The sequence below is a fragment of the Pseudarthrobacter sp. O4 genome (assembly GCF_050157025.1).
In the GTDB taxonomy this organism is placed as follows: domain Bacteria; phylum Actinomycetota; class Actinomycetes; order Actinomycetales; family Micrococcaceae; genus Arthrobacter.
On record NZ_CP189591.1, the window covers coordinates 2,991,143 to 3,003,367 of the forward strand.

Here is a 12,225-nt window from a genome sequence, read left to right on the forward strand (position 1 = left end):
ACGGGCGGCTGGCCTAGGTTGCGCCTAGATTGCGCCGGTGCCGCCGGCGACTCCGCCAAGCAGCGGTGCCATGGCGCGCCAGCGGGCGATCTCGCAGCCGTCGGTGCGGCGGAACTCACTGAGCACCTCGCGGCCCAGGAACCGGCCCGTCACCACGGCCACCTGCGGGCCACCGTACTGCTGCGTGCACAGCTTCGGCGGGCCGGGCTTGGGGAAGAAGATGTCCTCCCCGAACCGCTGCACGGCCTCGAGGGCGGCGGCCGGATCCGGCAGGGTGGACCCGGCGCCGATGGCGCCGTCGCGGGCCTCCAGCCGGAAGGTGTACGCCGGGGCTCCCGGCGACTCCGTCAGACGGATGGTGAGGTCGACGTCGTGCCGGCCGGGCACGTCCTGGGCGTCGGTCATTGCGGTCCTTCCAGGCTGATAGCGGCCAGCGCGTGCGGCGCGGGAAGGGCGAGAAGCGCCTGAAGCGGCTGTGTGAGCTCCTGCAGCAGCCGCTGCCGCAGCTCCTGCGACTCGGCGGCGAAGGACCGCTGGAGTTCCACGTACTCGGCCTTGCCCTCGGGGGTTTCGATCCTGATGGGCGGATAGCCCCACTCGTCCAGATCGTACGGGGACGCCTGCATGTCCATCGCCCGGATCCGCCAGGACAGTTCGAAGCAGTCCATCACCAGTTCGCTGGTCAGCAGGGGCGCGAGCTTGTAGGCCCACTTATAAAGATCCATGTTGGCGTGGAGACAGCCCGGTTGCTCCATGGTCCGCTGATTCTCGCGGCTCGGCTCGAGATTGTTCAACGGCACGGCGTCCGGGGTGTAGAAGCGGAAGGCGTCGAAGTGGCTGCAGCGGATCCGGTTCTCCTCCACCACCTGGTCCGTGCGCTCCGGGCCGAGCCGCAGCCGGAGGTACTCATGGCGCAGCTCGAACTTGTCCTGCCGGTAGACCATGGCCCATTCGTGCAGCCCGAAACAGCCGAACTGCGCGGGCCTCGCCGCCGTCCCGGCCAGGATGATGCGCGCGAACTCCAGCGCGTCGCGGCGGTCCCGGAGGAAGGATCCGACGTCGGCCGTGACCGCGGGGATGCCGGCCGGCAGCCCGGCGGCGGCGAGTTCGCCGTCGTCGGCAGCGCGGTAGTACTTCCAGCCGGTCCGTTCCGACGCCTCAGGGCCGGAGAGCACGACGCCGGTGCCGGGGTGCCAGCGCAGCAGCTGGCCGGGTTTCTGGGTGTAGTAGGTGAAGAGGAAGTCTTCCACCGGGTGCTTCCGGCCGGCCGACCGCCGGGCCAGATATGGGTCGGAGTAGCGCCGGACACGTTGTTGGTAAGCGGCCTGGCGCGGCAGCCAGTCTTCCCGCGGGAGGTGCAGCAGCTTAGACAGCCCCTGCGGCCGAGCCAAGGACGTCCTTGGCGGCATTCCAGGCGTTAATCTCGCAGCCGTCGACCAGGCTGAAGCTCGCTTCAACGGGCCTGCCGTCTACGACGCCGGTGACAGTGGCCTTCTGCGGGCCGCCGTACTGCTGCGTGCAGGCCTGGTCCGTGGCCTTAGGTGCCAGGCTGAGAATCGCAGCGTTGTTCTTCAGCGCCACGCAGGCCGGGGCGGCACTGGGGTGCTGACTTTCGGCCGTAGGGACCCCGTCCCGGCACACGAGCGTGAAGTTGGCAGGTGTTCCGGTTTCGGAAGGTTTGACCATGATGGCGAGTTCGGCGTTGCCCTCCCCCGGGCCGGAAGTCACCGGTGCGGCGGACGGCGAGGGAGCCGGCGAAGTCGTCTCGGTGTCAGGTGAGGGGGTGCCGGAGGAGGGGCTGGCGCCTGTGCTTGTGGGGGCCGCGGTGCTGGCTGAGGGAGATGGGGTGGTCCCGCCACCGGGATTGCAGGCGGCCAATCCTGCCACCGCCATCAGGACGAGCGCCGCGCGGCTCACTTGCTTGTACATCAGCAGTCCTCCTCTGTTACGCACAGTCTACCGCCGGGGCGTGTCCTCGGCAGCGGCCCGGGTGGCGGCAATCAGGTCCATCATGGAGGCGTGGAGTTGCCCCACCTGCTCCCGGGTCAGGCCAAGCCGGGCCATCATCGCGACCGGGACCTCGGTGGCCTGCTGGCGCAGGGCCGCGCCGCGCGCGGTCAGCCCCACCGCGAGGGTGCGTTCATTCCCTGCCATGCGCTGCCGCGTGATGAAACCCGCAGTTTCGAGGCGGCGGAGCAGAGGCGAAATGGTAGCAGGCTCCTGGGCCAGCGCATCGCTGATGTCCCGGACGGAGCGGGGGTTGGACTCCCACAGGCTCAGCATGACGAGGTACTGCGGGTGCGTCAGCCCGAGCTTGTCCAGCACGGGCTTGTACGCGCCCACCACGCTGCGCGAGGCAACGGTCAGGGCGAAGCAGAGTTGCTGTTCGAGCAGGAGGTCATCGTGTGCTGCATCAGCGGCGTCCGCGCCCGGGTTCTCCCGGGACTCCTCGGTCACATCTGTCATGGGGGCGCCTCCTGTAATAGTTAGTGGCCTAATGATTAGCGTACACTTGTGGGAGTATTTCGTTCTGAGGAGTGGATAATAATGGCCAAGGAAAACCCGGCCCAGAGGTTCATGCGTGCAACCGGCAAGCTCCGGGCGGTCTTCGGCCCCGCCAACCGGAGTTCCCTCGCGCACGAGATGACGGAGCAGAACCGGCAGCTGCTGGCACAGCGCGAGGCCGAGACCCAGCAATGGGAGACCGTCCACCGGCCGGACGGCAGCACCTACGTCGTCCCGCGGAACCCTGACGACCAGTCACTGCGGTAGGCAGTTCCAGACCGCGCGCTTCCGTGCCAGTTTGGGGCCGCCGCTCGCCATGCCTTTCCCCGCCGCCGGGCGTAAAATAAGGGCACTGGCACCGGCACCAGCTGTGAGCCACAGCCGTTCCGCGTGACCCAACGCTGGAGAGGGGGTGGAATTGTGGCAATTGCACTGGCTGTAATAAGACAGCACCTGCATCCGTCGTCGTGGGCTCGCTTCCTTTTCGGCCCTGCCTCGCGGGGTGATTACTCCGCACCGATCGTGCACACGCACGACGACTTCGAGCAGGCCTCCGAAGTGGACCTGGCCGGGTTTGAAGTGGAGACCGATGCGCACGGGCATCGATATGCGGTCCGTCGGGAAGACCTCCCGAAAGAACAAGTCTGAGAAGCGCCCCGGCCATGCGGCGTAAAAGGGGAGCGGCAGGTGCCGCTCCCCTTTTGTCTGTCCGTTCGATCGTATGCGGGCGCGGCCTAGCGGCCGGTGCCGCCGTACACTGTCGCCTCGTCCTCGCTGTCCAGGTCGAAAGCCTTGTGGATGGCGCGCACCGCGTCGTCCAGCAGGTCCGCGTGCGTGACAACGGAGATACGGATCTCCGAGGTGGAGATCATGTTGATGTTGATCCCTGCTGCCGAGAGCGCCGCGAAGAAGCGCGCCGAAACGCCCGGGTGTGAGCGCATGCCGGCGCCGATCAGGGACAGCTTGCCGATCTTCTCGTTGTACTCGATGCTCTCGAAGCCGATCTCGGCCTGGGCGGCGCGGAGGGCGGCCAGGGCGTCGGCGCCCTCGACGATCGGCAAGGTGAAGGAGATGTCCGTCCGGCCGGTGCCGTGGGTTGAGACGTTCTGGACGATCATGTCGATGTTCGAATGCGCATCGGCGATGACCTGGAAGATCGCCGCGGCCTTGCCGGGAATATCCGGAACTCCGACGACCGTGACCTTCGCTTCGGAACGGTCGTGTGCAACACCGGAGATGATTGGCTGCTCCAAGGCAACTCCCTTTTGGGTCGTGATCTTGTCGTCGGCGCCGGGCAGGACCCAGGTGCCTTCGTTCTGGCTGAATGAGGAACGGACGTGCAGCGGCACACCGAAGCGGCGGGCGTATTCGACGCAGCGCAGGTGCAGGATCTTGGCTCCGGAGGCGGCCAGTTCCAGCATTTCCTCGCTGGAGATCCTGTCGATCTTGCGGGCTGACGGAACCACGCGCGGGTCGGCGGTGTAGATGCCGTCCACATCCGTGAAGATCTCGCAGACGTCGGCGTCGAGCGCGGCGGCGAGCGCCACCGCCGTCGTGTCCGAACCGCCGCGGCCCAGCGTCGTGATCTCGTTGGTGGTGCGGCTCATGCCCTGGAAACCGGCCACGATCGCGATGTGTCCCTTGTCCAGGGCAGTGCGGATGCGGTGCGGGTCGACGTCGATGATCCGGGCCTTGCCGTGGATGCCGTCGGTGATCATGCCGGCCTGCGAGCCGGTGAAGGACTGGGCGGAGGCGCCGAACTTGTTGATCGCCATCGCCAGGAGGGCCATCGAGATGCGTTCGCCGGCGGAGAGGAGCATGTCCATTTCCCGGGCGGGGGCGGAGTCGGTGACCTGGGCGGCGAGGTCGAGGAGCTCATCGGTGGTGTCACCCATGGCGGAGACGACCACAACCACTTCGTCGCCGGCGTGGTGGGCATCCACGACCCGTCTGGCCACGCGCTGAATGCCCGCCGCGTCCGCCACCGAGGAACCGCCGAATTTCTTCACCACAAGGTGCTTGGTGACGGCGGCCGAGACGGGCAGCTCCTGGGGCTGGGGTCCGGGCTGGACTTCGGTAGTGGGCAAACTCATGCGCGCACCCTCACTGGATCATCGGGGTTCTGGGCCAGGCAACCAAATGGCGCGACCGGATAACTTCTACGCCAAGTTTATCGCCGGCAGGCCTCCGGCGTTGAATTGTGACCGCATTCCACACCCGCCCGTCCGGACATGCCCTCCGCTGCGGGTCAGGAATGGGCATGTTGGCATTATGTCCATCCCAGGGCGCCGGGGCTGGGCATGTCCACGGAGCGGTTTGCTGCACGACGGCGGAGCGCGCCGGGTGCCGGGCCGGACGAGCTTCTCGGAGGGACTAGGACCGGTCCAGCCTGTACCGCCAGGACGGCAGCATCTTGCCCGTGGTGTCCTGCGCGGCAGCGAAGTAGTGGTCCTGCCGGAATCCGAGGCTCTCCAGGAGTCGTCTGGAGGGGACGTTGGGTTCATACACGCCGGCGAACACCGTTTGTGTTCCGCGTTCCTGGAACAACCAGCCGACCAGGGCTTCCGCAGCCTCCGACCCAGGCCATGTCCGTGGTGGTCGGGGTGGAGGACGTACCCGAGGCTCGCGCAGCGGGCCGGGATTCTGCCCGGTGCCGGCGGCTCGGCGGTGTTCCAGGTCCGGCCGTCGCCGATTAGCTGGCCGGTGGCCTCGAGCTCGACTGCCCAGCCGAGGTGGAACCATTGGGAGGTGGAGGCCTCTGCGGCGGCCACCAACTTCTCGAGGCGGGCGCGGTTCTCTTCGGGACCCAGCGGTTCGTGGGACAAATACCGCGTGGCCTCGTGGTGGCCGCGGAACCGGAGGACAGCCTCCGCATCCTCGATTGTCAGCGGACGCAGCAGCAGTCGTTCGGTGCGGATCGGGACCGGTCTGCTCATGGGCCGGACCCCGTTCAGCTCAGCGCGTTGCGGCGGCCTTCAAAGGCCCTGCCCAGGGTGACTTCGTCCGCGTATTCGAGGTCCCCGCCGACGGGCAGCCCGGAGGCCAGCCGGGTGACGGCGATGCCGATCGATTTGAGCATCCGCACCAGGTAAGTCGCCGTGGCCTCGCCCTCGAGGTTGGGGTCCGTGGCGATGATGATTTCCTGGATGGCGCCGTCGTTGAGCCGGGTGAGGAGCTCGCGGATCCGGAGCTGTTCGGGGCCGACGCCGGCGATCGGGTTGATCGCGCCGCCCAGCACGTGGTATCTGCCCCGGAACGAGCGGGTGCGCTCCACCGCGAGGACGTCTTTGGATTCTTCGACGACGCAAATGACCGAGGGGTCCCGGCGCGGGTCGCGGCAGATATTGCACAGATCCTGCTCGGTCACATTGCCGCAAACCGTGCAGAACTTGACCCGTTCCTTGACCGTCGTGATGGCGTCAACGAGCCGTTTCATGTCCTGCGGGTCGGCCTCGAGGATGTGGAAGGCCAGCCGCTGGGCGGACTTGGGCCCGACTCCGGGAAGGCGTCCGAGCTCGTCGATCAGCTCTTGAACTGCACCTTCGTACACAATGTCCTCGTTCGTTTGGGGTGGCGGCAGGCGGACGGATGGCTGGGCCAGCGGCTAGAAGCGGGGTTGCTAGAAGCGCGGCGGCAGCGGGCTGCCGTCTTGGGACCGCTCTTCCACCAGCTTCCCGCCCAGAATACGCTCGACGGCGGCGCGGCCGAAGACGCCCGATTCCTCGATGGTCTCGTCATCGGCGCTGGGGATGTCCTGGACATAGGTGGTGGTGGCTGCTGCGGCACGGGTCGGAGCTTTGGCGCGCCCCGCCTCCGCCTCCGGGCTGTTGGACAGCCGCTGGTACAGGCTCTGCCTGCCGGCGGCGCCTTGAGCTGCAGGCGCGGCGGGCGCGGGTGCGGGAGCGGGATTGGTGATCGGTGCCGAGGGCGGCGCGGTCAGGGGGGAGGACGGGGCAGCAACCGGGGCAATGCCGGCGGCACTGATGGCGGCGCTGTCGGCGGGAGCGGTGACAGCGGCCGGCACGAACTCCGGCGCCCCCCAACCGCCCGAAGAGTTGTCAGCGGCGGTCGCGGACATGGCCCCCACATACTGTGGGAGCTGGGCTGCCGCGGGCGCGTAGTGGGGCGGAGCCGGCGCATCCGCCGGCAGCGGATCCGCCGCCTCCGCCGCCGGCAGCGCATCCGTCGCCGGGCCGTGCTGGCCCACGTTCGAATCCGTGCCTACAGTCCAGATGCCCGGTGACTGCTCGAGGGCCCGTGCCCACGGGTCATCAACCGGTTCCGGTGCGGGGTGTACCGGAGTGCCGGCGGAAACTGCGGGAGCGGCGGTGCGGGCACCTGCCTGAACCGCGGCCTTCTTGCGCGTTGGCGCCGGTCCTGAGCCGACCGATGACCGCACCGTCCCGGATGCCGTGGAGGCAGAGGGGTCCCAATCCATGGGCGGTTCCTCGTCCAGCGGGGGAGCGTCCTCGTCCCGGGGCGGGCCCCAGTCATCATCGGCGTAGGCATGGGAGCCCGAGGGCTCACCCGCCGCCGCGGGCGCCGGGGCAGAGGCCGGGGCGGCGGTGGCTCCGGGCGATGCTTGCGGTCCGGGGCCGGCCGCAGACTCCGGTCGGCGGGCAACCGGCGCCTGAACCGCGGGAGACGCGGCGGGCGGTGTTGTGGGCTCTTCCGCGGGGTCCGACTGCGGCGCGGACTTCTCGGTATCCGGTGTCAGTCCCCAGGCCGCATCGGCGGACGTTGGCGGGATCTCCCGGTCAGCGGGTGCTTTTGGGTTTGGCTCAGAGCTCGCTGAGCTGTTGCTGCCACCGGCGACGGCGTTGATCTGGCAGTCAATCCCGATCGTCTTGTGGATCGCCTGGCGCAGGTTGTCGGCGTGATCAGCCCGGCCGAAGGCGCCCGCCAGGCCGGAGGTGGTGAACGCCAGCGTCAGGACCTGGCCTTCGAAGTGGCCGACCTGGGCATTGGGTTCAACCAGCGCCCAGGTGCTGCGTTTGATCTTGGTCAGCGTCTGCAGGATCTCCGGCCAGGCACGGCGGAGTACCTCGACGTCGGCCCCGGTTCCGGCAGCCGGCGGCACCGCTGCGGGGCCGGACACCGGGGCAGGCGGGGCCGGGGCCGGGCTCTGATGGGCTGGTGCGGATTGCGGAGGACCGGACGGCGCTGGCTGCGCCGGTGCAGAAGTCAGGGCTGCGGGAGCCTGGCCGGAGGTGCCCCGGTTGGCTGCGGCGGGTTGGTCGACGGGCCAGTCGCTGGTGCTGACTCGGGGCGCCGTGAGCGGTTCCCGGGACGCCTCGACGGGCGCCGGAGCAGCCGCTGTTGCGGGTTGCGGGACCGGCGCCGTGGCCGGGGCAGGCTCGGTGACAGCGGCCACGGGAGCGGGGGCCTCCCGGACGGGGGCAGGCGCAGCCGCGGCGGGCGCGGAAGCGGTAGGTGCCTGTGCCGGGGCGTCGGCGGCGGGAGCTCCGACGTCGTTCCCGGCGTAGTTCAGGCGGCGCTCGACCCGGTCTATCCGGGCGGCGATGCCGCGTTCGCTCTGCTCGGAGGAGGGCAGCAGGATCCGGGCACACAGAAGTTCAAGGTGCAGCCGCGGCGAGGTGGCCCCGGTCATCTCGGTCAGCGCGGTGTTGGTGACGTCGGCCGCGCGGGAGAGCTCGGCCGCGCCCAGGTTGCGGGCCTGGTTCTGCATGCGCGCGATCTGGTCCGCCGGCATGCCGCGGAGGATGGACTGGGCGCTTTCCGGCATGGCCTGGACGATGATGAGGTCGCGGAAGCGCTCGAGCAGATCCTCCACGAAGCGGCGGGGATCATGGCCCGTCTGGATCACCCGGTCCACGGCGCGGAAGACGGTGGCGGCGTCGGAAGCGGCCACGGCCTCGACCACATCGTCGAGCAGCGATGCGTGGGTGTAGCCGAGGAGTGCGACGGCGAGTTCGTAGTCGAGTCCGGTCGGTCCGGCGCCTGCCATGAGCTGGTCCAGCACGGAGAGCGAGTCGCGGACCGAACCGCCGCCGGCGCGGATGACGAGGGACAGCACGCCGGGGGCCACCGGGACGTTTTCCTGGCTGCAGAGCAGCTCCAGGTACGCCATGAGGGGCTCCGGCGGCACGAGCCGGAAGGGGTAGTGGTGCGTGCGGGAGCGGATGGTGCCGATGACCTTGTCCGGCTCCGTGGTGGCAAAGATGAACTTGATGTGTTCCGGCGGCTCTTCGACGATCTTGAGCAGGGCGTTGAAGCCGGCGGATGTGACCATGTGGGCTTCGTCGATGATGAAGATCTTGTAGCGGTCGCGGACCGGGGCGTAGGTGGCCCGTTCGCGCAGGTCCCGGGCGTCGTCTACGCCTCCGTGGCTGGCGGCGTCGATCTCGATGACGTCCAGGGATCCGGAGCCGCCGCGGGCGAGTTCGACACAGCTGGGGCACTTGCCGCAGGGGGTGTCGGTGGGGCCCTCGGCGCAGTTCAGGCAGCGGGCCAGGATCCGGGCGGAGGTGGTTTTTCCACAGCCGCGCGGGCCCGAAAAGAGGTAGGCGTGGTTGACGCGGTTCTTACGCAGCGCCGTCATCAGCGGCTCGGTGACGTGTTCCTGCCCGATAACGTCTGCGAACGAATCGGGGCGGTATCTACGGTAAAGCGCGGTAGTAACAGTCACAGATTTAACCCTACCAATCGGCACAGACATAAAAGACCCCCCATGCACCCGCCAGAGCCCATTTACCCTTGCTACCTTCCGGTCCTGGGGGAGTTCAACAGGATGACGCCACATGAGGGGCCGTCAGCAAGTTTACCCGACGTTTGAGTGTGCCTCGAATCGGCCCCGTTTCCCCCGCCAATCCCGGTGGGGACATGCCCATTATTCGTGGGCTGCGGTGGGCATGTTGGGGCCATGTCCATCCCATGCGGGCAGGGTGGGGCATGTCCCGCGGCGGGAGGGCAGGCAGGGTCAATTGGGCGAAGCCGGAAAGTTCAGGTATTCTAGTATCTGCTTTTGATTCAGAAGCTACTGGAGAATTCGCCTAGCGGCCTATGGCGCACGCCTGGAACGCGTGTTGGGTTAACGCCCTCGGGGGTTCAAATCCCCCATTCTCCGCGGCTGGCCCCGGTCCCTTGGACCGGGGCCTTTTTGCGCACTCTTCGTGCCGGCACCCGCCCTGGCGCGAGTTCCGTCCCGGGACCATCCCCCGCTTCGCGGCTCAGATCCGGTAGCCCAGCCTCCGCAGCCGGTCCCGGGCAGCCTGCTCGCTCGGCCCCACCCGGCCCAGCGCAAGACGGACGACGGCGAGCGTCACTCGTGTGGCCAGCACCACCGGCAGCGGGATGGGACCCAGCCGCGCGGTCCGGAGGCCCAGCAGCTCCCGGTACTTAGGTTCGAGGCTGGTCACGGCGGCAGCGAACAGCACCCGGTAGCCCGGCCTGAGAGCAGGGTGGAGGGGCGGATCGCGGATGAACGCCACCGCCTCGGCGACCCTTTCATCGGAGCGGAGCTCGCCGTCGTCGTACCAGCGGTCCAACTGCCGGCGCATTTCCGCCTCGCTGAGCGGCGGCGCGTCCACGCCCATCAGCCGCCCGGCCTGGGCCCACTCACGGACATAGGCGTCCGGTCCGCCCGGGATGGGACTGCCCCACAGCTGGTGGGCGGCGAGGAACGCGTCGGTAAAGGCAATGTGGACCCAGCGGAGCAGCTCGGGATCGTTCGCGGCGTAGCTCCGGGCGACGCTGTGGCCGTCGACGTAGCTTCCTCGCACAGATTCGTGCAGCCGCAACACTCTGTCCGATGCCCCGCGTGCGGCGTCCGTCGAGCCGTAGGACACCGTGAAGATCCAGCGGATCGTCCCGGCCAGCCGTCCGAGGGGATCGTCGCGGAAGCGGGAGTGGTCGTGCACCCCGGCCAGGGCGCCGGGGTGGAGTGCCTGCATCAGCAGTGCCCGTATGCCGGCCACGATGGTGGGCATGCCGCCGTGCACGGCCCAGACAGCCGAGCCGGGCAGGTGGTAGCCGGCGTCGTCACCGTTCGCGAGCCGGGGCACCCAGTCCGGCACCTCCTCCCGGGTCCCGGTGAAGGTCTGCTTGAGCTCGGACTGCCACTCCCTGAGGACATTGCGCATGGTCAATTCTCGCGCACATAAAGTCGCACAGCCGACCGCCGCCGCCGCCGGCCGTGCACGGATTTCCACCACTCACCACAGATGCCCGAACGGGCACCTTGACGGCCACGCGGGAGTCCCCCAACGAGCGCGGTTTAGGGATTCCCAGAGCTTGCCAGCTGTGTTCCCGTGGAACGTGAGCCCGCCGAGATTGGGGTCTGGCGGGCATATCGCGGGAGTCGCATCGTGGGAATACCAGGGGGAAACGGACGCGAAAAGCGGTCAGGCGGACCGTGGTCAAAGTTTGCATGGATACTCGCGGTGTGTGCGGTTTCGGTGCTGACCGTGTTGGCGTTTGGGTTCCACGGCCCGCAACTCACACCGCTCAATGGCGGGTTGCCGACGCAAGGGGCGGCGGCAAATCCTGCCACGGCGTCTGCCATGCCTCATGCCGACAGCCCCGCGCGGTCCTCCCCTGGAATGTTTACCGGGGACGTGAATGCCCTGGTTTCCTTCAGCCGCTCTGGCATCAGGACGACGTCCAAAGACGGCAAGCACGAAATGAATGTTGCGTCCCTTGGAATGCGGCGTCCGCCCTTGGGGTCTCTCACGGCGCCTCTCGAGACGCTGACCCCAACGTCGCCGTTCGGGCTCCGTATCAGTCCCCTCTCCGGTTCCGCGGGAGAGTTCCACTGGGGCCAGGACTTCGCAGCACCGTGCGGCACCCGGGTGTACGCGGCCGACGCCGGCGTGGTCCGGGCAGTTGGGTGGCATCCGTGGGGCGGGGGTAACCGCGTGGAAGTCGACCACGAAAACGGGCTGATTACTACGTACAACCACCTGCAGGCGATAGCGGTAAAGAAGGGCGAGTCCGTCGAGGTCGGCGAGGTCATTGCAAAGGTGGGCACCACCGGCTCATCCACAGGTTGTCACCTCCATTTCGAGACCATCCGGAATGGTGCCCACACCAACCCGCTACAGTGGACGCTCCAGCCCATCAAGCAGCGCGATGAACTCGGGAACATCGAGATGATCAGCTACGTCCCCGGCACGAACGCCCCCAAGGGGGCGCCGACCTGGGCTATCCCCGTGCGGCAAGACAACTCGCATGCCGTCACCGGCGGGAACGCCGAAAAGGTCGTTCCGCCTCCGCCGGAGCCACCCGTTACTGAACCGCCTCGGAAGGCGCCGCCCCCGCCCGTGGTGGAACCACCGGTGGTGCCGCAGCCGCCGCCGGTGGTGGTGGAGCCGCCGCCCCCGCCGGTGGTGGAGCCTCCGGTAACTTCGCCGCCCCCGCCGGTGGTGGAGCCGCCGCCCCCGCCGGTGGTGGAGCCTCCGGTAACTTCGCCGCCCCCGCCGGTGGTGGAGCCGCCGCCCCCGCCGGTGGTGGAGCCTCCGGTAATTTCGCCGCCCCCGGTGGTGCCGCAGCCGCCGCCGGTAGTAGTGGTGCCGCCGCCCCCGCCGGTGCAGCAGCCGCCGGTGGTGCCGCCACCCCCGCCGGTGGTGCCGCAGCCCCCGGCGGAACAGCCACAGAACTTCGCGCCGACGCGAGCCCCGGAACCAGCTCCCTAGGCCCTCGCCAAGATGCAGCTGGAGGACCTAGTCGGACGCTGCGCTGGCGGCTGCCGGTGAACCATCC

The 12,225-nt window shown here is 68.6% G+C and carries 12 protein-coding genes, 1 tRNA gene, 1 other RNA gene and 1 pseudogene; 4 read left to right on the forward strand and 11 right to left on the reverse strand.

From position 1 onward, the window contains the following. Window positions 1-24 precede the first annotated feature (24 nt). From ACQCSU_RS13995 to ACQCSU_RS14010, 4 genes are read right to left on the reverse strand one after another with little or no spacing between them, the layout of a single operon-like run. On the reverse strand, window positions 25-405 hold the full coding sequence (locus ACQCSU_RS13995; protein WP_426975901.1) for a serine protease inhibitor: 381 nt from the start codon (window positions 403-405) through the stop codon (window positions 25-27). Next, on the reverse strand, window positions 402-1,409 hold the full coding sequence (locus ACQCSU_RS14000) for a 3-methyladenine DNA glycosylase (RefSeq protein ID WP_426975902.1): 1,008 nt from the start codon (window positions 1,407-1,409) through the stop codon (window positions 402-404). The genes ACQCSU_RS13995 and ACQCSU_RS14000 overlap by 4 nt, the downstream gene beginning before the upstream one ends. Continuing rightward, entirely contained in the window at window positions 1,366-1,929 is a 564-nt protein-coding gene (locus ACQCSU_RS14005; RefSeq protein ID WP_426975903.1) for an SSI family serine proteinase inhibitor, read from the reverse strand. Before ACQCSU_RS14005 ends, ACQCSU_RS14000 begins: the two co-directional genes overlap by 44 nt. Before the next feature lie 27 nt (window positions 1,930-1,956). Beyond that, a complete protein-coding gene (locus ACQCSU_RS14010; RefSeq protein WP_426975904.1) occupies window positions 1,957-2,466 on the reverse strand; it encodes a MarR family winged helix-turn-helix transcriptional regulator in 510 nt (169 codons plus the stop codon). Between the two features lie 81 nt (window positions 2,467-2,547). On the opposite strand from ACQCSU_RS14010, the gene ACQCSU_RS14015 reads away from it, so the two are divergent. Beyond that, window positions 2,548-2,772, forward strand: a complete 225-nt coding sequence (locus ACQCSU_RS14015) for a hypothetical protein (RefSeq protein ID WP_426975905.1) — start codon at window positions 2,548-2,550, stop codon at window positions 2,770-2,772. 153 nt (window positions 2,773-2,925) lie between these two features. After that, window positions 2,926-3,153, forward strand: coding sequence for a hypothetical protein (locus tag ACQCSU_RS14020; RefSeq protein ID WP_426975906.1), 228 nt, complete (start codon window positions 2,926-2,928; stop codon window positions 3,151-3,153). An 86-nt stretch (window positions 3,154-3,239) separates the two neighbouring features. Here the strand turns inward: ACQCSU_RS14020 and ACQCSU_RS14025 are convergent, their stop codons facing one another. The 6 genes and pseudogenes from ACQCSU_RS14025 to ffs all read right to left on the reverse strand — a co-directional run bounded on the left by ACQCSU_RS14025 (window position 3,240) and on the right by ffs (window position 9,279). Further along, the gene (locus tag ACQCSU_RS14025; protein ID WP_426975907.1) at window positions 3,240-4,598 is read right to left on the reverse strand and encodes an aspartate kinase; all 1,359 of its coding nucleotides are present in this window, start codon (window positions 4,596-4,598) and stop codon (window positions 3,240-3,242) included. Window positions 4,599-4,878: 280 nt separating this feature from the next. Then, window positions 4,879-5,013, reverse strand: a complete 135-nt coding sequence (locus tag ACQCSU_RS14030) for a hypothetical protein (RefSeq protein WP_426979929.1) — start codon at window positions 5,011-5,013, stop codon at window positions 4,879-4,881. Window positions 5,014-5,019: 6 nt separating this feature from the next. Further along, a pseudogene (locus ACQCSU_RS14035) lies at window positions 5,020-5,441 on the reverse strand (GNAT family N-acetyltransferase); the annotation flags it as partial. A 14-nt stretch (window positions 5,442-5,455) separates the two neighbouring features. Further along, window positions 5,456-6,055 (reverse strand): recombination mediator RecR, encoded by a 600-nt coding sequence (recR, locus tag ACQCSU_RS14040; RefSeq protein WP_426975908.1) that lies wholly within the window; start codon window positions 6,053-6,055, stop codon window positions 5,456-5,458. Between the two features lie 69 nt (window positions 6,056-6,124). After that, window positions 6,125-9,184: a DNA polymerase III subunit gamma and tau gene (locus ACQCSU_RS14045; RefSeq protein ID WP_426975909.1), complete on the reverse strand. Its 3,060-nt coding sequence runs from the start codon at window positions 9,182-9,184 to the stop codon at window positions 6,125-6,127. Then, an RNA gene (gene ffs / locus ACQCSU_RS14050) (signal recognition particle sRNA small type) lies at window positions 9,183-9,279 on the reverse strand. Before ffs ends, ACQCSU_RS14045 begins: the two co-directional genes overlap by 2 nt. Window positions 9,280-9,507: 228 nt before the next feature. Here ffs and ACQCSU_RS14055 point away from each other — a divergent pair. Continuing rightward, window positions 9,508-9,592: transfer RNA gene (locus ACQCSU_RS14055), tRNA-Ser, on the forward strand. Between the two features lie 103 nt (window positions 9,593-9,695). Here ACQCSU_RS14055 and ACQCSU_RS14060 read toward each other — a convergent pair. Continuing rightward, on the reverse strand, window positions 9,696-10,607 hold the full coding sequence (locus ACQCSU_RS14060) for an oxygenase MpaB family protein (RefSeq protein WP_426975910.1): 912 nt from the start codon (window positions 10,605-10,607) through the stop codon (window positions 9,696-9,698). 576 nt (window positions 10,608-11,183) lie between these two features. On the opposite strand from ACQCSU_RS14060, the gene ACQCSU_RS14065 reads away from it, so the two are divergent. Then, window positions 11,184-12,158 (forward strand): M23 family metallopeptidase, encoded by a 975-nt coding sequence (locus ACQCSU_RS14065; protein ID WP_426975911.1) that lies wholly within the window; start codon window positions 11,184-11,186, stop codon window positions 12,156-12,158. Window positions 12,159-12,225 lie beyond the last annotated feature (67 nt).

What these genes read in the sequence shown, in the direction of transcription:
- ACQCSU_RS14045 (WP_426975909.1), bottom strand. Translation starts at nt 9,184, where the DNA reads ATGTCTGTGCCGATTGGTAGGGTTAAATCTGTGACTGTTACTACCGCG.
- ACQCSU_RS13995 (WP_426975901.1), bottom strand. Translation starts at nt 405, where the DNA reads ATGACCGACGCCCAGGACGTGCCCGGCCGGCACGACGTCGACCTCACC.
- ACQCSU_RS14060 (WP_426975910.1), bottom strand. Translation starts at nt 10,607, where the DNA reads ATGCGCAATGTCCTCAGGGAGTGGCAGTCCGAGCTCAAGCAGACCTTC.
- ACQCSU_RS14025 (WP_426975907.1), bottom strand. Translation starts at nt 4,598, where the DNA reads ATGAGTTTGCCCACTACCGAAGTCCAGCCCGGACCCCAGCCCCAGGAG.
- ACQCSU_RS14005 (WP_426975903.1), bottom strand. Translation starts at nt 1,929, where the DNA reads ATGTACAAGCAAGTGAGCCGCGCGGCGCTCGTCCTGATGGCGGTGGCA.
- ACQCSU_RS14000 (WP_426975902.1), bottom strand. Translation starts at nt 1,409, where the DNA reads ATGCCGCCAAGGACGTCCTTGGCTCGGCCGCAGGGGCTGTCTAAGCTG.
- ACQCSU_RS14015 (WP_426975905.1), top strand. Translation starts at nt 2,548, where the DNA reads ATGGCCAAGGAAAACCCGGCCCAGAGGTTCATGCGTGCAACCGGCAAG.
- ACQCSU_RS14010 (WP_426975904.1), bottom strand. Translation starts at nt 2,466, where the DNA reads ATGACAGATGTGACCGAGGAGTCCCGGGAGAACCCGGGCGCGGACGCC.